The following is a 17,963-nucleotide window of genomic DNA, read 5'->3' as shown; positions in this document are numbered from 1 at the left end:
GCGGGGCTCACGCCGGGACCTCGGCCGCGGCGGGGCCGAACAGTCCGGCCTGGTCGGCGGCGTGGCCGCGCAGGCGGTGCACGGGCCCGAAGAGCAGCTCGTCGGCGGCGGCCCGCTTGAAATACAGGTGCGCCTCGTGCTCCCAGGTGAAGCCGATGCCGCCGTGCAGCTGGACGGCCTCCGAGGCGGCGGAGCGCAGCGCGTCCAGACCCTGGGCGAGCGCGAGGGCGCCCGCGCCGGGGTCCCAGGCCGCGTAGTACGCCGCCGACCTGGCCGCCTGCACCTGGACGTACAGGTCGGCGAGCCGGTGCTTGACCGCCTGGAAGGACCCGATGGCCCGCCCGAACTGCTCGCGCTCCTTGACGTACGCCACGGTCCGCTCCAGCGCCTCGGCGGCGGCCCCGACGGCCTCGGCCGCGAGACAGGCGGCAGCGGTACGCCCGGTGGCGGCAAGAGCCTCGTGAATGCCGATGAAGTCGCCGCCGTCGCCATCGCCATCGCCGAGCAACTCGCCCTCCACGTCCCGGAGTTGGATCCGGGCTTGCGAGCGGGTCTCGTCGAGAGTGGTCTGCCGGGTGCGGCGCAGCCCCTCCGCGTCACCGTTCACGACGAAAAGAAGGGTGCGGCTGCGGGCGAAGCCGCCGGTGTGCGCGGCGACGAGCAGAAGCTGCGCGCTGTGCCCGTCGAGCACCTGCCCGGCTTCCCCGTACAGCCGCCAGGCCCCGTCCGGCGCCCGCTTGGCCTGGACGCCGCCGGCCCGGCCGCCCCCGGCCCACTCGCCGTCCGCGTTCGCGCCGGTGAGCCCGAGCGCGAGGGCGAGGCTGGTGCCGGGCACGGCGAGGGTGGCGGTGCGCTCACCACGGGCGATGAGCGGGAGCAGGGCGGACTTCTGCGCGTCGGTGCCGAGGGCCGCGACGAGCGGAGCGGCGAGTACGGCGGTGGCGAGGAGCGGGGACGGCAGCAGGGCACGGCCAATCTCCTCGCAGGCGAGGGCGAGTTCGGCGGTGGTGCAGCCGACTCCCCCGTACTCCTCGGGCAGCGCGAGCCCCGGAAGCCCGAGCTCGGCGGCGAGCCGCCCCCAGAGCGCGGCGTCGTGCCCGACCGGGGTGCGCACGGCGCTCTTCACGTCCTGTGGGCCGCAGTGCTTGGCGAGCAGTTCGTGCAGGGTGCGGCGGATCTCGTCCTGCTCCGCGGTGAAGGCGGCGTCCATCGTCGAGCTCCTCCCCCAGAGGCGAGGCCTCTGATCTGACGGGCCGTCATGTTATGGGCGGGGGGCGGAGATGCACAGGGGTGGGGGCGGGTGGATCGACCCGGGCGGGTCGGCGCGGGGTGGGGCCGCCTTCGCCTGCGGGCCGGCTGTGGCTGGGCGCGCCCACGCGGCGGAGCCGCACAATGCCGCAGCCCCGCGCCCCCAGCAGGGTTGGCCCTGGCCAGCACCGGCACCTTTAGCCCGTCATGGGGGTCCTCCCTGGCCCTTAAGGCTTTGGGGGAGTTTGAGGACGAGCGCCCTTCAGGCGCGAACGGGGTCTGGGGCGGAGCCCCAGCGCAGCCCGCCGAACCCCGAACCCCAGCCTGGAGCAGTGCATCTGATGTACCGTCAGATTCATGCCTTCGCCCTCAACCACCCCGCGCCGCAAGGTCGCCGTCGTAGGCGTCGCACTCTCCGACACCGGCCGCGTGGACGACGCCACCCCCTACGCCCTGCACGCCCAGGCCGCCCGGCGCGCTCTCGCCGACTCGGGGCTCGACCGCTCGGTCGTCGACGGGTTCGGCTCGGCCGGGCTCGGCACGCTCGCGCCGGTGGAGGTCGCCGAGTATCTCGGGCTCCGGCCCACCTGGGTCGACTCGACGGCCGTCGGAGGCGCCACCTGGGAGGTCATGGCCGCGCACGCCGCGGACGCGATCGCCGCCGGCCACGCCAATGCCGTACTCCTGGTGTACGGCTCGACCGCGCGCGCCGACATCAAGGCGGGCCGCCGCACCTCGAACCTCTCCTTCGGCGCCCGGGGCCCGCTGCAGTTCGAGGTCCCGTACGGCCATACGCTGATCTCCAAGTACGCGATGGCCGCGCGCCGCCACATGCATCAATTCGGCACCACCGTCGAGCAGTTGGCGGAGGTCGCGGTGCAGGCGCGGGCGAACGCGGCCACCAACCCCGACGCGATGTTCCGCGACCCGATCACGGTGGACGACGTTTTGTCCGGCCCGATGATCGCCGACCCCTTCACCAAGCTCCACTGCTGCATCCGCTCCGACGGCGGCTGCGCGGTGCTGCTCGCGGCGGAGGAGTACGTACCGGACGCGGCCAAGTCGCCGGTGTGGGTGCTGGGTTCGGGCATGTCGGTCTCACACACGACGATGTCGGAGTGGGAGGACTTCACGGTCTCCCCGGCGGCGGCCTCGGGCCGGCTCGCCTTCGAACGGGCGGGGGTGCGCCCGGCGGACGTCGACGTGGCCGAGATCTACGACGCGTTCACGTACATGACGCTGGTGACGCTGGAGGACCTCGGCTTCTGCGCGAAAGGGGAGGGCGGGGCGTTCGTGTCGAAGGGACGGCTGCTTCGGGACGGGGAACTGCCGGTGAACACCGACGGGGGTGGCCTTTCGGCGTGCCATCCGGGGATGCGGGGGCTGTTCCTCCTGGTGGAGGCGGTGCGGCAGTTGCGGGGCGAGGGGGGTGCGGGCCAGGTCCGGAAACCCGGGGGGCGGTTGCCGGAGGTGGGGGTGGTGTCGGGGACGGGGGGATGGTTCTGCTCGTCGGGGACGATTGTGCTGGGTCGGGGCTGAGCGGGCCGGGGCTCCGCCCGGGCCAGGCAGGATGGCCGGGGCTCCGCCCCGGACCCCGGGAAGCCCCCACCCCGCCCCTTCCCGAGACCCTCCGGGGGTTGAAGGACCCCTGGGGCTCCGCCCCAGACCCCGTTCGCGCCTTGAGGGCGCTCGTCCTCAAACTCCCCCAAGGCCTTAAGGGCCAGGGGGGACCCCCACGACGGGCTGAAATGCCCTGGTGCGGGCCAGCACCAACCCTGCTAGGGGCGCGGGGAACTGCGCGACCAGCCAGCCACGGTCCGCAGCCGAACGACATTCCTCGGAGAGTCTCGGGAAGGGGCGGGGTGGGGGCTTCGCCCGGGGGTGCGCCCCCCCGTACCCGGAATTGAGTGGCGAGCCCCCACCCCTGCCCCGCACGATCGTCCCCATGGACTACTTCCTCACCACGCCCCGCCTCGGGCTGCGCGCATTCGACGACACCGAGACCGACCTGGACCTGGTGGTCGAGCTCGACAGCGACCCCGAGGTCATGCGGTACCTCACCGGCGGCCGCCCCCAGACCCGCGCCGAGGTCCGCGCCGGGTCCTTCGAGCGGATGGTGCAGGCGTACCCCATGGGCGGCTTCTGGGCGACGCATCTGCGCGACACGGGCGAGTTCATCGGCTGGCACTGCCTGCGTCCCATGGGCGACAGCCCGGGCGACCTCGGCTACCGGCTGCGGCGGTCCGCCTGGGGCAAGGGGTACGCCATCGAGGGTGCCCTCGCGCTGATCGAGAAGGGGTTCGGCGACCTGGGCCTGTCCCGCATCACCGCGAACACCATGTACGTCAACGACCGCTCCCGCAGCGTCATGGAGCGGGCGGGACTCAGCTACGTACGCACGTACTTCGAGGAGTTCGAGGACCCTATCCCGGGCACCGAGCTCGGCGAGGTCGAGTACGAGCTGACGCGCGAGGACTGGCTCGCCGCGCGGGCGGGCAAGGCGGGCAAGGCGGCCGAAGGTTCGGCGAGCCGGTGACTGGCGGGGTGATCCGGGAGGTTCCGGGACCGGCGGGCCCGGGGCCCGGACAATGGCCCGCATGGAATTCCGCGAGTTTCTGCACACCCTCCGCGTCTGGGACGTAGAGCTTCCCCCCTTCGACCCGGCCGGCGCGCCCGCCACCCCCCTCCCCCTGTTCCAGGAGTGGCTGATGCACGCCGCCGGGGCGGGGCAGGCCGAGCCGCACACCATGACGCTCGCCACGGTCGACGAGGCGGGGCGGCCCGACATCCGCACCCTCATGCTGCACGACGCCGACGACGACGGCTGGCACTTCGCCTCGCACTCCACCAGCGCGAAGGGGCGCCAGCTCGCCGCCCGCCCCGTCGCGGCCCTCGGCTTCTACTGGCCCGCGGTGGGCCGCCAGGTCCGGGTGCGCGGCACCGTCACCCCGGCCGGACAGGCCGCCTCGCAGGCCGATCTGCACGCCCGCTCGACCGGGGCGCTGGCCGCGGCGCTGGTCGGCCGGATGAGTGAAGTACTCGATGAATACCGGGAGTTGGAGGACGCGTCCGAAACCGCTTGGCGGCGGGCGGAGGCCGATCAGCTGACGCCGGTACCCACCTGGACCCGGTACGTACTGGAGCCCACCGAGGTCGAGTTCTTCCAGGGCGACGCCCGGCGGCGGCACGTGCGGCTGCGGTACCGCCGCGAGGCGACCGGCTGGACCCGCGAGCTCCTCTGGCCATAAGAGCCGGTGCCGAAGCCGGCCGTAAGAGCCGGTGCCGAAGCCCGGTCATGGCCTCGGGCCGCGACCGGGCGGCGGGCCGGTCAACGGCGGCACAACGCCGCGTCCACGACCTTCTCCACGCGCCCGGCGACCTCCGCGTCCGGCGGAATCTCGGTCACCTCGACGCTGACCGCACGGCCGTAGTCGGTGGCCCCGCCCCGGGTCTCGTAACCCGGGATGTCGCCGCCGTGGCCCCAGTACACGCCCCCGCACGACAGCGGCCGGCTCATCAGGCCCAGGCCGTAGCCCGCGCCGTGTTGCAGCACGACCACCGCCGTGAACGTCTTGGTGTTGCTGCCGATCCTGACCTGGCCGTCCACCGGCACCTTCGCCCTGGTCGTCACGTCGGCGACACCGGCCGTGTAGTTACGGGTGTGCCCCTCGCGGTCCTTCACGCCGGCCAGCGCGGCGGGCAGGCCGTCGGCCCGCACCAGCGCGTCGAGGCCCTGCTGTACGGAGTCCGGCCGGGCGGCCGCGGATGCCTCGGGCGGGGCTCCCGTCGTCATGGCGCCGACGGCCAGCGCGGCCGCGACCGTCACCGCCCTGCCTCGGCCGAACCTCCGCCAAGCCTGCTCACGCACGGTCAACTCCTGGGGTCAATAAGGGGAATTGGGGGTTCACTTGCCGTCGGCCAGCTGCTCTCGGACGCACTGCGTGTACTGGTGGAAGCTGTCGGGCCGGTAGCAGGCCTGTGTGTGGTTCGCGTACCAGACCATGAGGACGGCGACCAGGACGGACACCACGATCGCGAGGGCCGACGTCACCACGGCGGCGACGGCCTTGCCCCGGCCGGTGCCGGTCCGCCCGGTCGTGACCAGGGCGACGACGCCCAGGACCAGGCCGATGACGCCGAGCGGGCCGCCGATGACGAGGACCGACGTGCTCAGGCCGATGGCCCCGAGGACCGCGGCGGTCATCGCGAGACCGTTCCTGTCCGGCGGCGCCGCTGTCCCTGGCCGCCCCAACCCCTGCGCGGCTTCTGGCGTGTTCATCAACCGTCCTCCCGTCACGTGCTCAGGGCTCGATCCTGGCTTCGGGGGCCGCGGCCGCGCATCGCGGAAAGGCGGGAGAATCCCCTCCCCCGATCGAGGGAGTCCGCAGGTCGGGGGCCCGGTCATACTGGCCGGATCATGTTCAGGGGAATCCGGCCGCTGCTGCGCGGCTCCACATACGCGGGCGCGCTGTTCGCCTCTTGCGGCGCCTTGGCGAGCCTGCCGCTGCTGCCTTTCGCGATGCTGCCGACGCTGGCGTTGCGGTCCGCTCCGTATGGCGTGCGGATGGGTCTGGGCCTGCTCGTCTGGGCCGCGCTGATCGGCGCGGTCGGGCTCGCCCGCACCACGCGGCGGGCGCTGGTCCCGGCCGCCCGCCGGCTGCTGCGGGTGCCGCTGCCGGATCCCGCGCCCGTACGCCGACCCGGCGTCGAGCCCGCTGCCGACCGCTGGCGGACTCCCCTCTGGCTCCTGCTGCACGTGGCACTGGGGTGGACGGCGGCGCTGGTGAGCGGCGTGCTGTTCGTCGCCGCCCTCACCCTCCCGGGAGGCTGGCTCGATGCCGAGGCGGGGCTGAGTCTGTCCGGCTGGACGGTGCGGGCGCAGGGCGGCTGGTCGAGCTGGGCGATGGCGCTCGGCTGCGCACTGCTCGGAGCGGCCGTGTGCGCGGCGGTGACGTACGCCCTGCGGTGGCTGGCGCCCCGGCTGCTCGGCCCCTCGTCCGCCGAGCGGCTCGCGCTGGCCGCCGAGCGGGAACGGCGGCTCGCCGAACGCAACCGCCTCGCCCACGAGTTGCACGACTCCATCGGACACACGCTGACCGCGACGACGATCCAGGCCGCGGTGGCGGGCGAGCTGCTCGCGGCCGACCCGGTGGCGGCGCGCGGCGCCCTGCGCGGCATCGAGGAGTCGGCGCGGGCCGCGCTTGAGGACCTGGACTACGTCCTGGGCGTCCTGCGCGAGGAGAAGACGGAGGCGGCGCCGGCCCGCACCCTGGCCGACCTGCCCGAACTGCTCGACCGGCTGCGGCATGCGGGCGCGGTGGTGGAGCCGGAGCTGTCGGGCGACCTGGCGCGGGTGCGGGGCACGCTGTCGCGCGCGGCGTACCGGATCGTGCAGGAGGGCCTGACGAACGCGCTGCGGCACGGCGCGGGCGGCCCGATCGAGGTCCGGGTGGCAGCCGCGCGGGACGTGCTTGAGCTCCGTGTGGTCAACCGGACGGGCCCGGGCGCGGGCGGCTTCCCGACGTCCGGGCACGGGCTGCCCGGCCTGACCGAGCGCGTACGGCTGCTGCACGGCGAGATCGAGGCCGGCCCGGACGGCCCGCAGCGCTGGCGGCTGGCGGTCCGGCTGCCGGTACGGGCGTCGGCATGACCGGCGCCGACCATGCCGGCACGGACGTCGGCATGACGGGTTCCGGCCCGGGCGAGGCCGCCACGGCCGGCCCCGGCGGGAACGGCGACGTCACCCTCCTGATCGCGGACGACGACGCGGTGACCCGCAGCGGTCTGCGCCTGCTGCTCGGGGCGCAGCCGGGGATCACGGTGGTCGGGGAGGCCGCCGACGGCGTCGAGGCGGTCGAACAGGCCCGGCTGCTGCGGCCGGACGTGGTCCTGATGGACGTACGGATGCCACGGCGCAACGGCATCGAGGCGACCCGCCAACTCCTCGCGGAATCAACGGAGTTGACCGTATCGGCGGAGTCGGCGGAGTCGGCCGAGCCGCCGAGGGTCGTGGTGATCACCACCTTCGAGAACGACGGCTACGTCACGGCCGCGCTCAGCGCGGGGGCCAGCGGGTTCGTGCTCAAGCGGCGCCCGGTCCCGCAGATCGCGGAGGCGGTGCGGGTCGTGGCGGCGGGCGAGGCGATCCTCTTCCCGACGGCCCTGCGCCGCATGGTCGCGGCCCGCCCCCTCGACTCCGCCGAGGCGCTGCCGAGGGCCGCCCTGACGGACCGCGAGGAGGAGGTCCTGCGGTCGATGGCCACGGGCCTGTCCAACCCGGAGATCGCGAGGGCGCTCACGGTGAGCCTGGAGACGGTGAAGACGCACGTCGGGAACGTACTGGCGAAGCTGGGAGCGCAGAACCGGACCCATGCGGTGGTGATTGCCTATGAGTCCGGTTTGGTGGTGCCGGGTTTCGCCGAATGAGTGCCCCGCGTGAAGTGCGGGTATTCGACTGCGGGCTGTCAGTGGCTGGTCGCGCAGTTCCCCGCGCCCCTTAAACGGGGCGCGGTGCCGCACCGGCATTCCGCAAGCGCTCTCAGTCCGTCGCAAGCCGCGCATGAAGGTGCAGGTCACGGAACGCATCCCGGCGCTGGGCCTCGAACATGGCCCCCCGCAGCGTCCCCTCCGCCGCGTACCCGCCCCGCTCCGCCACGCGGCACGACGCCTCGTGCCCCACCGCGTGGCCCAGCTCGATGCGGTGCAGGCCGACCTGTTCGAAGGCCCAGCGGGTGAGCAGGTCCAGGGCGTGGCCCGCCACGCCCCGGCCCCTCGCCTCGGGGAGCGTCCAGTAGCCGACCCGGCCACAACGCATGGGCCACTGGACCGAGTTGAGACCCACGTGGCCGAGCACCGCCCCGTCGGCCTCGTCCGTGACGCAGTACGTGGCGAACTCGCCCCGCGCCCATCCCAGCGCCCGCAGCCGCAGCAGTTCGGCCGCCGCCGCCTTGTCCTCGACGGGGGTGTTGTGGGTGTTCCAGCGCAGGTACTCGGGGTCCCGCACCCCGCGCAGCAGGGTCTGGACGTCGTCGGCGCGCCAGGTGCGCAGGCGCAGGCCGTGGCCGCGCAGGTCGGCGGGTATGAGCTGGTGATCCATGTCGCCATTCAACCCCCGGGCCGCCCGGGCAGGCCGGGAATTTCGGCGGCCACGTGTCCGGGCGGGCATACGCGCGGTGCCGACCGGACCTCCGATGCTGCCCTCTCGCACAGCCCTCCCGCCCCTGTCGCCCCAGCCCCAAACCCGATAGGCAGGAGGAGAGTTGTGTTCTGCCTCCGGAACCTGCTGAACCCTGCTGAACCTGCGGAAGAGGATCCATGCGCGCTGAAGGCAACGGCCGACGACCGGCGTCCGAGGAAAAGAGCGGCCGCGCCCCGGGCCGTACCCCCTCGGCCACCGGACCGGTCGGCGGCGCCGGGGCGCCGTCGTCCACGCTCCTGGCCCTTCAGAGCAGCGCGGGCAACGCCGCCGTCGTGCAGCTGCTGCGCGAGGCCGGGCACGACGGTGCGCGGGAGCGGCATCAGCACAGTGCCGGGTGCGGGCACCAGCAGGCCGAGGAGCCGCAGGTGCAGCGCTCCGCCGTGCACGACGTGCTGCGGTCCGGCGGCCGGCCCCTCGACAGCGCGACCCGTACGGACATGGAGTCCCGGCTCGGCGCGGACTTCTCGGACGTACGCATCCACAACGACGGCGCCGCCAAGGCCTCGGCGGCGGAGGTCGGCGCCCGCGCGTACACCTCGGGCAGCCACGTCGTCATCGGCGACGGCGGAGCCGACAAGCACACCCTGGCCCACGAGCTGACCCACGTCATCCAGCAGCGCCAAGGCCCGGTCGCGGGCACCGACAACGGCTCCGGCCTGAAGGTCTCCGACCCCTCCGACCGCTTCGAGAAGGAAGCCGAGGCCAACGCGACGCGGGCGATGTCGGGGCCCGCACCGGAAGCGGCGGTGGCCGCCCAGCGGTCCGTGGTGGACGGTCCCGTGGCCGCGCAGCGGTCCGTGGCGGCTCCGGCGCCGGCGGTGCCGGCCGTCCAGCGGCGCGGGGACAACCCGTACGCCAAGGCCGCCGACCACGACGGGTGGACGACGACCGCGCACCACATCGTGGCCCACTCCACGCTGACGGGCGCCCTCAACCGGCTGAGCGACGCCGAGAAGCTGGAGGTGCTCACCTCCTCGGTTCCCGACGAGCTCAGCAAGGAGATGCTGGCCAACCTCAAGGTGGCGGTGCCGGAGAACGAGAACACCCCCGAATACCGCAGGGCCCTGCGCAAGCGGCTCGCCGACAAGGCCAATCCGAACACCGACACCGAGTGCGGCATCTCGTTCCTGGACATCCGCCACTCCTTCTTCGAGTGGCAGGCGGGCAATCAGTTCGTCGGCCCCAACACGTCCATCCGGGCGGAGCCGTCGGCGAACGGCGACGACATCGACACCGACGGCAAGTACTTCTCCCCGCTCAAGGACAAGAAGTTCAACGAGCTCACCGACCTGGGCGACCGCCTCAAGAAGCCCGGCATCGAGAACGACGAGACCGTCAAGACCCTCAAGGGCATCCTCGCCCTCACCAAGAACCTGAGGGTCGCCGACTTCGACCCGGCGAAGTGGACCGAGGTCGACAACGGGATGACCGTGGACGAACTGGCCGCGGACCAGCAGCTGAACCGGGCGCACATCACGGGGTACAGCTTCTTCAAGCTCGCGGCCGCCGACGTCAGGGCGGGGAAGTACCACGACTTCCTGCCCGCCGCGACCGGTGGCGGGTACGAGTACTACGGGAAGGCGCTGACCGGCGCCCAGACCCGGGGGGACTTCGTCTACATCCCGTACCTGACGCGGGAGACCCCTCCCCCGAAGGAGGGGAAGGGCGCCGGGCAGCGCCAGCGGCTCGACGAGTACTGCGTGGCCCAGAACGTGCCCACGTCGACCTTCCTGCCGAAGGGGCTGTACAACCCGACGCGCAAGCCGCTGAAGAAGTAACTTCCTTGCAGTCAGCCCGGGTTGGGGCCGAACACCGGCACCGTCACGCCGTCCTCGGCCCCGGCCCGGAACGTCACGTACAGCTCCATCCCGATCCGCAGCTCCGCCTCCGGGCAGCCGACGACCTCGGTCATCATCCGGGGGCCCTCGGCCAGGTCGACGACGGCGGCGACGTACGGGACGCGGTCGCCGAACGGCGGCAGGTCGTTGCGGTGCACGACGGACCAGGTGTAGAGCGTGGCCCGGCCGCTCGCCGGCCGCCAGGTCACGTCCTCGCTCCAGCAGTACGGGCAGAACTCGCGCGGGTAGTGGTGCGGGCGGTCGCAGGCCGAGCAGTGCCGGATGAGGAGCCGGCCCTCGGCGGCCGCGTCCCAGTACGGGCGGGTGAAGGGGTCAACTTCCGGGGTAGCAACGCTCATTGGAACAGTCCCATCACGTCGTCCAGGGACCAGGTCTGCCACGACATGGCGCCGAGGGCGACGAGCGAGATGAGCGCCATCATCGCGTTCTGGCCCTGCTCGGCCCAGTCGTGGATCATCAGGACCAGGTAGAGGAGGTTGAGGAGGAGCCCGGCCACGAGGGCGACCGGCGTCAGGAACCCGGCCACCAGGCCGAGCCCCAGGGCGAGTTCGGCATAGACGACGACGTACGCCATGGTCTTGGGCCGAGGCTTGACCACGACGTCGAAGCCGCTGCGGACGGCGTTCCACTTGTGCTTGGCGGCGACGTCGGCCGCCCAGGCGATGCCGGTGCCGCGCTCGAACCAGCCCTTCTTGTCCTTGTGCCGCCAGCTCTCCAGCCACCACAGCCCGAGGCCGATGCGCAGGACGGCCAGCCATTCGGCGCCGCCGAGCCAGATCGAGTCCACGCGGGCCCCTTTCTCCAGCAGGGCTTAGTTTCTGACGGTACGTCAGTTCAGCGGATGCGAGGCGTGCGCGCAAGGGGTGGGCGCGACCCGAAGGCGCACGCATGCGGGGCAGGTATGTGCGGGGCGTGTGCGTGCGTGATCAGATCGCAACCGATTCCGGTCTTGACCGAGACCCATCAAGTGTTCGCGCCGTTACGCTCAGCGTTCATGGCCGACACCACCAACCCCGCGAACCCCGTCTACGTGATCGGCGCCGGGCCCGGCGGGCTCGCCGTCGCCGCCGCGCTGCGCGGGCGGGGCGTCCGGGTCGTCGTACTGGAGAAGTCCGACGCCGTGGCCGCCTCCTGGCGGCGCCACTACGACCGGCTCCACCTGCACACCACGCGGCGCCTGTCCTCGCTGCCCGGGCTGCGGATTCCGCGCCGGTTCGGGCGGTGGGTGTCGCGCGACGACGTGGTGCACTACCTGGAGAAGTACGCGGACTTCCACGAGCTGGAGATCGTCACCGGGGTCGAGGTCGAGCGGATCGAGCGGGGGCCCGGGGGCGAGGGGTGGGTGCTGTACGCGACCGGCGGGCGGCGGCTTTCGACGTCGGCCGTGGTGGTGGCCACGGGGTACAACCACACGCCGTACGTTCCCGAGTGGCCCGGGGCCGAGACGTACACGGGTGAACTCGTGCACGCGAGCCAGTACCGCAACCCGGCGCCCTACGCCGGCCGGGACGTCCTCGTCGTCGGGGCCGGCAACACCGGGGCCGAGATCGCGGCCGACCTCGCCGACGGCGGGGCCGGGCGGGTGCGGCTCGCGGTGCGGACCGCGCCGCACATCCTGCGCCGGTCCACGGCGGGGTGGCCCGCGCAGGCGACCGGCATCCTGGTGCGCCGGCTTCCGGTACGCCTGGTGGACCGGGCGGCGTCGGTGACCGAACGGCTCTCCGTGCCGGACCTCTCCGCGTACGGGCTGCCCCGGCCGGCCGGGGGGCTGTACTCGCGGGTGCGGGAGGGGGCGATCCCGGTGCAGGACGTGGGGCTGATCGACGCGGTGCGGGGCGGGCGGGTCGAGCCGGTGGGGGCGGTCGAATCCTTCGAGGGAGGCAAGGTCGTCCTGGCGGACGGTTCCCGCGTCTCGCCGGAGGCGGTGATCTGCGCCACGGGGTACCGGCGGGGGCTCTCGGGCATCGTCGGACACCTCGGGGTCCTCGACTCGCGGGGGCGTCCGCTTGCGCACGGGGCACATACGGTGCCGGGGTCTTCCGGGCTGTACTTCACGGGGTTCACGAACCCGATCAGCGGGATGCTGCGAGAGCTGTCCCTGGACGCCCGCCGCATCGCCCGAACCCTGGCAGGCTGACCCCCTTGGGGCTCCGCCCCAAACCCCGAAGCACACCGGCCCACCCACCCACCCACCCACCCGTGACGGGGGTTGGAACAGCTGAGCCCTGGGGCTGCGCCCCAGACCCCTTGCGGGGGCTTCGCCCCCTGCACCCCTTCCGGGGGCTCCGCCCCCGGACCCCCGCTCCTCAAACGCCGGAGGGGCTGAATGGGTGGGCGGCTTTCGACTGCGGGCCGTGCGTGGCTGGTCGTGCAGTTCCCCGCGCCCCTAAAACCGTCTTCAGCCTCGGACCGTGGGTGGTTGCTCGCGCCCACGCGGCGGAGCCGCACAATGCCACAGCCCCGCGCCCCTAAACCCGCCTTCGACCGCGGACCGTGGGTGGTTGCTCGCGCAGTTCCCCGCGCCCCTAACAGGATCGGTGCTGGCCCGCACCGGAGCATTTCAGCCCGTCCGGCGTTTGAGGACGAGCGCCTTAAGGCGCGAACGGGGTCTGGGGCGGAGCCCCAGGGGACGACCACCGGGCCACAGCCAAACGACAACCCCCGGAGGGTTTCGGGAAGGGGCGGGGTGGGGCTCCCGGGGTCCGGGGGCGGAGCCCCAGGAAACTCGGCTTCCCCCTTCCCAACCCCCGGCGGGTCTAGGGAAGGGGCGGGGTGGGGAATCAGCCCGCCTCAGGCGACCCCCGGACCCGCCCCCACCCCGGCCGAAAACCACCCAACAGGGTTTGGAATCCCCGGGGTTCGGGGCAGGCCCAGCGCACGGTCGGGCCCGGGCGGGGCCGGGGCGGGCCAGACCCCGCGCGCCCCGCAGGGTTGAGGCTTTGCCCGCACACCGGTTCCTGACTGACCGTCAGGTCTGTAATCTGACTATGCGTCAGTTACCACCGGCACGGCTCAGCCATGTTCGCCATCGACCAGGAGCGGGCGGAACGATGCTTGGATCGACTCACGGCACCCTCACGACCGACTTCCGCGCACGGGTGGTCGCCTGCGGCGAGCAGCCCGCCCCCGGCGCCGTCCACGGCAGAGCCGCCGGCGAGGGCGACCTGGACGTCAGCGGCCGCCCCCTGCACGCCGACGTGCCGGATCTCGACCGGTTCTTCCGGCCCGAGTCCGTCGCCGTCGTCGGCGCCTCCGACGCCGAGGGCCGCCCCAACACCGGCATCACCCGCCAGCTGATCGACTGGGCCCAGCGGGTCGGCGCCCGGCTCCACCCCGTCCACCCCACCCGGGACACCGTCTTCGGGCTGCCCTGCGTCCCCTCCGTGTCCGACCTGCCGGAACAGGTCGACCTGGCCGTGCTCCTGGTCGGCGACCCGCTGCCCGTCATCGAGGAACTCGCCGAGGCCAAGGTCAAGTTCGCCGTCGCCTTCGCCTCCGGCTTCGCCGAGACCGGCGAGCAGGGCGCCGCCGCCCAGGAACGGCTCGCGGCCGCCGTCAAGCGCTCCGGGCTGCGACTCCTCGGCCCCAACACCAACCTCAACGCCTTCGAGCGATTCCGGGACGATCTCGACGGGCCCGCCATCGCGCTCATCACTCAGTCCGGGCACCAGGGGCGGCCCGTGTTCACCCTCCAGGAGCTCGGCGTACGGCTCTCCCACTGGGCGCCCACCGGCAACGAGGCCGACCTCGAAACCTCCGACTTCATCTCCTACTTCGCCGAACGGCCCGAGGTCGGAGCCATCGCCTGTTACGTCGAGGGACTGAAAGACGGGCGGTCCTTCCTGCTCGCCGCCGACCGCGCCGCGCGCGCCGGTGTGCCCGTGGTCGCCGTCAAGGTCGGCCGCACCGAGGCCGGCGCGCGCATGGCCGCCTCACACACCGGCAAGCTGACCGGCGCGGACGACGTCGTGGACGCCGCCATGCGCCAGTACGGCGTCATCCGCGTCGACGGCCTGGACCAACTCCAGGACACAGCCGCCCTGTTGGCCAGAGCGCGCAAGCCCCTCGCCGACGGCGTCGTCGTCTATTCGATCTCCGGCGGCACGGGGGCGCACTTCTCCGACCTCGCCACCGCCGCCGGGCTCCACCTCCCGACCCTCTCCCCCGCCAAGCAGGACCAGCTCCATGAGTGGATACCCGGCTACCTCAACGTCGCCAACCCCGTCGACAACGGCGGCCACCCCGTCGGCGACTGGCGCGGTCGGAAGATCATTGACGCGATCCTCGCCGACCCTTCCGTCGGGGTGCTGATCTGTCCGATCACCGGGCCCTTCCCGCCCATGAGCGACAAGCTGGCGCAGGACCTGGTGGACGCGGCGGAACAGACGGACAAGCTGGTGTGCGTGGTGTGGGGCTCGCCGCTCGGCACCGAGGCCGCCTACCGCGAGACGCTGCTCGGCTCGGACCGGGTCGCCACCTTCCGTACCTTCGCCAACTGCATCGGCGCCGTACGCGCGTACCTCTCGCACCACCGGTTCACCACCGGCTACCGCTCCCCCTTCGACGAGGCGCCCCGCGTGCCCTCCCCCTCGTTCCGCAAGGCGCAAGCCCTGATGCGCCCGGGCCAGCAGCTCAGCGAGCACGCGGCGAAGCAGCTTCTGCGGGCGTACGGGATCCGGGTGCCGCGCGAGCAGCTCGTGACCAGCGCGGCGGCCGCCGTGCGCGCGGCGGGGCTCGTCGGCTACCCCGTCGTCATGAAGGCCTCCGGCGCGCGGCTCGCCCACAAGACCGAACTCGGCCTGGTCAAGGTCGGGTTGACCTCGGCCAGCCAGATCCGGGACGCCTATCGCGAACTCACCGACATCGCCCGGTACGAAGGTGTCGACCTCGACGGCATCCTGGTCTGCCAGATGGTCGAGCGCGGCGTCGAGATGGTCGTCGGCGTCACGCACGACTCGCTGTTCGGACCCACCGTGACCGTCGGGCTCGGCGGCGTGCTGGTGGAGGTGCTCGGCGACTCGGCCGTCCGCGTCCCGCCGTTCGGCGAGGAGCAGGCGCGGGACATGCTCGGCGAGCTCCGGGGGCGGGCGCTCCTCGAAGGCGTACGGGGCGGGCCCCCGCTGGACGTGGACGCGCTCGTCGAAGTCGTCCTGCGCGTTCAGCGGATGGCTCTCGAACTCGGCGACGAACTCTCCGAGTTGGACATCAATCCGATCATGGTGCTCCCGCGCGGCCAGGGCGCGGTCGCCCTCGACGCGCTCGCCATCTGCCGCTGAGACCGCGCCTGAGCCGTCCCACCCACTCACCACTTCCCCACCCCCGTTCTGGAGCCCGCATGCACTCGCCGGACCCGGCAGACCCGACTGCCCCGACTGACCCCGCGGCCCAGCCGGATCCCCTGCACTCATTGGTACTCCACGCCACTGACAACGGCGTCTCGTGGATCACGCTCAACCGGCCCGACGCCATGAACGCCGTCACCTGGGACCAGCGCGAACGGGTCATCTCGCTGCTCGGCGCGGCCTCCGCCGACCCGGCCGTACGAGCCGTCGTGATCACCGCGACCGGTAAGGGATTCTGCGCGGGAGCCGACCTTCGCGGGGCTCCGGCAACCGGAACCGCTACCGGCGGCGAGCGGGTCCCCGGCGACGTCGCCCGCACCATCCGTCAGGGTGCCCAACGCCTGATCACCGCCGTACTCGACTGCGAGAAGCCCGTGATCGCGGCCGTCAACGGCACCGCCGCCGGCCTCGGCGCCCATCTCGCGCTGGCCTGCGACCTGGTCCTGGCCGCCGAATCGGCCAAGTTCATCGAGGTGTTCGTACGCCGGGGCCTGGTGCCGGACGGAGGCGGCGCCTACCTGTTGCCGCGCCTGGTGGGGCCGCAGCGCGCGAAGGAGCTGATGTTCTTCGGGGACGCGCTGCGGGCGGCCGACGCCGAGCGCATGGGGCTGGTCAACCGCGTGGTCGCGGACGCCGAACTCGCCGCCATCGCCAAGGAGTGGGCCGAGCGCCTCGCCGCCGGGCCGACCCGCGCGCTCGCCCTCACCAAGCACCTGGTGAACGCCTCCCTGGACGCCGACCGCACCTCCGCCCTCGCCGCCGAGGCCTGGGCCCAGGAGATCAACATGACGACCCGGGACGCGAACGAGGGAGTGGCAAGCTTCGTAGAGCGCCGCACCCCCAAGTACCGGGGCCTGTAAGCCGTTTCAGCCAGGTCATTTCAGCACTCGCGAGGCTTCCAATCTGACGCACCGTCAGGTTCAATGACTGATGTGATGGGACACGCAGGGATGGCGGCCACCGTCGTCCGATACCTCAGGTCCGTCGGCGCCGCCACGGCCGCCGAGCCCGTCGAGTTCCTGCCCCGGCCGGACCTTCGGGCCGTACGGGACGACGAACGGGCGCCGGTCGACCCGGGTGAGTTCCGGCGCGTCCTCGGCCAGTTCGCGAGCGGGGTCACCGTCATCACCGCCGAGGACGCGGCCGGGCCCACCGGGTTCGCCTGCCAGTCCTTCGCCTCGCTCTCGCTCGACCCGCCGCTGGTCGCCTTCATGGTGGCCCGCACGTCGACGACCTGGCCGCGCATCGCCCGGGCCGGGGTGTTCTGCGTGAACGTCCTTGGAGCGGAACAGTCCGTGCTCTGCCGGGGGTTCGCGGTCAGCGGGGCCGACAAGTTCGCCGGGGTCGCCTTCGACGCGGCGCCCGCGACCGGCTCGCCCCGGCTCGACGGCGCACCGGCGTGGATCGACTGCCGCATCCAGAACGTGCACACCGGCGGGGACCACCTCATCGTGGTCGGCCGCGTCGAGGCGTTGGGCACCACGGACGGCGCCGACCCGCTCCTCTTCCACGGGGGCCGGTTCGGCCGCTTCAGCGACTGAGCCCGGCCTCGCGCCCATACCTAACGCGTACGTACTGGCTCACCAGGATGCCGGGGTGATGAGACCCCCGCTGCGGGTCTCCACGCGCAGCCTGCCCGTGTCGTCGTACGCCGCGTGGCGCCAGTTCGCGAAGACCTCGGCCACCCTGCGGCCCTCCCAGTCGCTGGTGCCCGGCGGGGGTGCGAAGTTGACCGTGACCACGGCCTCCTCGGCCGCGCCCTGCTTGCGGATGCGGACCGCCACCACCGACGGCCACATCCCGTCGTCGGCCTTGGTGAGGTGCTTGGAGTAGTAGTCGATGAAGTCCCGCGTCATGTCGAACCAGCCGGCGGGGAGGCAGGGCTTCGCGGTGCCGGGGTCGGCGTCGGTGGGCGGGCCCGGGGTGCCCGCGTTGTCGTCGCCGTCCGTGGGCGGGCCGGGGTTTCCGGTGTCCTGGTCGGTCGGTGGGCCAGGTCTGCCGGCGTCTTCGTCCGTGGGCGGACCCGGCGTCCCCGCCTCGTCCTCCGTCGCCGGACCGGCACCGGTGGAAGGCCCCTCTTCGGTCGGCTCGGTCGTGTCCGTCGTCTCCGTCGTCTCGTCCCCGCAGGGATTCGCCGAGATGGCGGCCGGCTTGGCCGGGGCGACGGCCGCCGGGTCGCCCGGGCGGGCCGTTCCGCAGGCGGTCACGGCGGCGCACAGCAGGGCCGCGGCCAGCACGGCGCCTCGCATGTCGCTCGGTCTCATGGCGTTCCCCCTCGGTTTCCCCCGTCGAGGAACACACGGCTCCCCGTACGGA

At 72.9% G+C, this 17,963-nt stretch carries 17 protein-coding genes; 10 read left to right on the top strand and 7 right to left on the bottom strand.

Annotation, left to right across the window (positions count from 1 at the left end):
- Nucleotides 1–7: 7 nt before the first annotated feature.
- Nucleotides 8–1,210: an acyl-CoA dehydrogenase family protein gene (locus OHA17_RS22850; protein ID WP_406508143.1), complete on the bottom strand. Its 1,203-nt coding sequence runs from the start codon at nucleotides 1,208–1,210 to the stop codon at nucleotides 8–10.
- 395 nt (nucleotides 1,211–1,605) lie between these two features.
- On the opposite strand from OHA17_RS22850, the gene OHA17_RS22845 reads away from it, so the two are divergent.
- The 3 genes from OHA17_RS22845 to OHA17_RS22835 all read left to right on the top strand — a co-directional run bounded on the left by OHA17_RS22845 (nucleotide 1,606) and on the right by OHA17_RS22835 (nucleotide 4,496).
- Nucleotides 1,606–2,787 carry a thiolase C-terminal domain-containing protein gene (locus tag OHA17_RS22845; protein WP_406508142.1) on the top strand — a complete coding sequence of 394 codons (1,182 nt, stop codon included), beginning with the start codon at nucleotides 1,606–1,608 and terminating at the stop codon, nucleotides 2,785–2,787.
- A gap of 406 nt (nucleotides 2,788–3,193) precedes the next feature.
- Entirely contained in the window at nucleotides 3,194–3,784 is a 591-nt protein-coding gene (locus tag OHA17_RS22840) for a GNAT family N-acetyltransferase (protein ID WP_406508141.1), read from the top strand.
- A gap of 61 nt (nucleotides 3,785–3,845) precedes the next feature.
- The gene (locus tag OHA17_RS22835; RefSeq protein WP_406508140.1) at nucleotides 3,846–4,496 is read left to right on the top strand and encodes a pyridoxal 5'-phosphate synthase; all 651 of its coding nucleotides are present in this window, start codon (nucleotides 3,846–3,848) and stop codon (nucleotides 4,494–4,496) included.
- Nucleotides 4,497–4,576: 80 nt separating this feature from the next.
- Here the strand turns inward: OHA17_RS22835 and OHA17_RS22830 are convergent, their stop codons facing one another.
- Nucleotides 4,577–5,041, bottom strand: a complete 465-nt coding sequence (locus OHA17_RS22830) for a serine hydrolase (RefSeq protein WP_406510787.1) — start codon at nucleotides 5,039–5,041, stop codon at nucleotides 4,577–4,579.
- 111 nt (nucleotides 5,042–5,152) lie between these two features.
- A complete protein-coding gene (locus tag OHA17_RS22825; RefSeq protein WP_406508139.1) occupies nucleotides 5,153–5,452 on the bottom strand; it encodes a DUF4190 domain-containing protein in 300 nt (99 codons plus the stop codon).
- 213 nt (nucleotides 5,453–5,665) lie between these two features.
- Here OHA17_RS22825 and OHA17_RS22820 point away from each other — a divergent pair, with 213 nt between their 5' ends.
- Together OHA17_RS22820 and OHA17_RS22815 are read left to right on the top strand one after the other, a co-directional pair.
- Nucleotides 5,666–6,898: a histidine kinase gene (locus tag OHA17_RS22820; protein ID WP_406508138.1), complete on the top strand. Its 1,233-nt coding sequence runs from the start codon at nucleotides 5,666–5,668 to the stop codon at nucleotides 6,896–6,898.
- Nucleotides 6,899–6,930: 32 nt separating this feature from the next.
- Nucleotides 6,931–7,674, top strand: coding sequence for a response regulator (locus OHA17_RS22815; protein ID WP_406510786.1), 744 nt, complete (start codon nucleotides 6,931–6,933; stop codon nucleotides 7,672–7,674).
- A 112-nt stretch (nucleotides 7,675–7,786) separates the two neighbouring features.
- On the opposite strand, the gene OHA17_RS22810 is transcribed toward OHA17_RS22815, so the two are convergent.
- Nucleotides 7,787–8,344 carry a GNAT family N-acetyltransferase gene (locus OHA17_RS22810; protein ID WP_406508137.1) on the bottom strand — a complete coding sequence of 186 codons (558 nt, stop codon included), beginning with the start codon at nucleotides 8,342–8,344 and terminating at the stop codon, nucleotides 7,787–7,789.
- 218 nt (nucleotides 8,345–8,562) lie between these two features.
- On the opposite strand from OHA17_RS22810, the gene OHA17_RS22805 reads away from it, so the two are divergent.
- A complete protein-coding gene (locus OHA17_RS22805) occupies nucleotides 8,563–10,224 on the top strand; it encodes a DUF4157 domain-containing protein (RefSeq protein WP_406508136.1) in 1,662 nt (553 codons plus the stop codon).
- An 11-nt stretch (nucleotides 10,225–10,235) separates the two neighbouring features.
- On the opposite strand, the gene OHA17_RS22800 is transcribed toward OHA17_RS22805, so the two are convergent.
- Complete coding sequence (locus tag OHA17_RS22800; RefSeq protein WP_406508135.1) at nucleotides 10,236–10,643, bottom strand: Zn-ribbon domain-containing OB-fold protein; 408 nt, start codon at nucleotides 10,641–10,643, stop codon at nucleotides 10,236–10,238.
- Entirely contained in the window at nucleotides 10,640–11,092 is a 453-nt protein-coding gene (locus OHA17_RS22795) for a DoxX family protein (protein WP_406508134.1), read from the bottom strand. The genes OHA17_RS22800 and OHA17_RS22795 overlap by 4 nt, the downstream gene beginning before the upstream one ends.
- A 207-nt stretch (nucleotides 11,093–11,299) precedes the next feature.
- On the opposite strand from OHA17_RS22795, the gene OHA17_RS22790 reads away from it, so the two are divergent.
- The 4 genes from OHA17_RS22790 to OHA17_RS22775 all read left to right on the top strand — a co-directional run bounded on the left by OHA17_RS22790 (nucleotide 11,300) and on the right by OHA17_RS22775 (nucleotide 17,188).
- Nucleotides 11,300–12,442 (top strand): flavin-containing monooxygenase, encoded by a 1,143-nt coding sequence (locus tag OHA17_RS22790; protein ID WP_406508133.1) that lies wholly within the window; start codon nucleotides 11,300–11,302, stop codon nucleotides 12,440–12,442.
- 913 nt (nucleotides 12,443–13,355) lie between these two features.
- Complete coding sequence (locus OHA17_RS22785) at nucleotides 13,356–15,581, top strand: acetate--CoA ligase family protein (protein WP_406508132.1); 2,226 nt, start codon at nucleotides 13,356–13,358, stop codon at nucleotides 15,579–15,581.
- Between the two features lie 59 nt (nucleotides 15,582–15,640).
- Complete coding sequence (locus OHA17_RS22780) at nucleotides 15,641–16,507, top strand: enoyl-CoA hydratase/isomerase family protein (RefSeq protein WP_406508131.1); 867 nt, start codon at nucleotides 15,641–15,643, stop codon at nucleotides 16,505–16,507.
- 90 nt (nucleotides 16,508–16,597) lie between these two features.
- Nucleotides 16,598–17,188 carry a flavin reductase family protein gene (locus OHA17_RS22775; protein WP_406510785.1) on the top strand — a complete coding sequence of 197 codons (591 nt, stop codon included), beginning with the start codon at nucleotides 16,598–16,600 and terminating at the stop codon, nucleotides 17,186–17,188.
- A gap of 39 nt (nucleotides 17,189–17,227) precedes the next feature.
- Here OHA17_RS22775 and OHA17_RS22770 read toward each other — a convergent pair whose 3' ends face one another.
- The gene (locus OHA17_RS22770; protein WP_406508130.1) at nucleotides 17,228–17,911 is read right to left on the bottom strand and encodes a hypothetical protein; all 684 of its coding nucleotides are present in this window, start codon (nucleotides 17,909–17,911) and stop codon (nucleotides 17,228–17,230) included.
- Between the last annotated feature and the right edge of the window lie 52 nt (nucleotides 17,912–17,963).

Source organism: Streptomyces sp. NBC_00212 (assembly GCF_045206365.1).
Classification (GTDB): Bacteria; Actinomycetota; Actinomycetes; order Streptomycetales; family Streptomycetaceae; genus Streptomyces.
The sequence above is the reverse complement of the archived record's forward strand: the minus strand, read 5'-3'. Positions and strand labels throughout refer to the sequence as shown.

What these genes read in the sequence shown, in the direction of transcription:
- OHA17_RS22830 (WP_406510787.1), bottom strand. Translation starts at nt 5,041, where the DNA reads ATGACGACGGGAGCCCCGCCCGAGGCATCCGCGGCCGCCCGGCCGGAC.
- OHA17_RS22780 (WP_406508131.1), top strand. Translation starts at nt 15,641, where the DNA reads ATGCACTCGCCGGACCCGGCAGACCCGACTGCCCCGACTGACCCCGCG.
- OHA17_RS22805 (WP_406508136.1), top strand. Translation starts at nt 8,563, where the DNA reads ATGCGCGCTGAAGGCAACGGCCGACGACCGGCGTCCGAGGAAAAGAGC.
- OHA17_RS22770 (WP_406508130.1), bottom strand. Translation starts at nt 17,911, where the DNA reads ATGAGACCGAGCGACATGCGAGGCGCCGTGCTGGCCGCGGCCCTGCTG.
- OHA17_RS22845 (WP_406508142.1), top strand. Translation starts at nt 1,606, where the DNA reads ATGCCTTCGCCCTCAACCACCCCGCGCCGCAAGGTCGCCGTCGTAGGC.
- OHA17_RS22815 (WP_406510786.1), top strand. Translation starts at nt 6,931, where the DNA reads ATGACGGGTTCCGGCCCGGGCGAGGCCGCCACGGCCGGCCCCGGCGGG.
- OHA17_RS22825 (WP_406508139.1), bottom strand. Translation starts at nt 5,452, where the DNA reads ATGACCGCCGCGGTCCTCGGGGCCATCGGCCTGAGCACGTCGGTCCTC.
- OHA17_RS22820 (WP_406508138.1), top strand. Translation starts at nt 5,666, where the DNA reads ATGTTCAGGGGAATCCGGCCGCTGCTGCGCGGCTCCACATACGCGGGC.
- OHA17_RS22850 (WP_406508143.1), bottom strand. Translation starts at nt 1,210, where the DNA reads ATGGACGCCGCCTTCACCGCGGAGCAGGACGAGATCCGCCGCACCCTG.
- OHA17_RS22835 (WP_406508140.1), top strand. Translation starts at nt 3,846, where the DNA reads ATGGAATTCCGCGAGTTTCTGCACACCCTCCGCGTCTGGGACGTAGAG.
- OHA17_RS22840 (WP_406508141.1), top strand. Translation starts at nt 3,194, where the DNA reads ATGGACTACTTCCTCACCACGCCCCGCCTCGGGCTGCGCGCATTCGAC.
- OHA17_RS22775 (WP_406510785.1), top strand. Translation starts at nt 16,598, where the DNA reads ATGGCGGCCACCGTCGTCCGATACCTCAGGTCCGTCGGCGCCGCCACG.
- OHA17_RS22790 (WP_406508133.1), top strand. Translation starts at nt 11,300, where the DNA reads ATGGCCGACACCACCAACCCCGCGAACCCCGTCTACGTGATCGGCGCC.
- OHA17_RS22785 (WP_406508132.1), top strand. Translation starts at nt 13,356, where the DNA reads ATGCTTGGATCGACTCACGGCACCCTCACGACCGACTTCCGCGCACGG.
- OHA17_RS22800 (WP_406508135.1), bottom strand. Translation starts at nt 10,643, where the DNA reads ATGAGCGTTGCTACCCCGGAAGTTGACCCCTTCACCCGCCCGTACTGG.
- OHA17_RS22810 (WP_406508137.1), bottom strand. Translation starts at nt 8,344, where the DNA reads ATGGATCACCAGCTCATACCCGCCGACCTGCGCGGCCACGGCCTGCGC.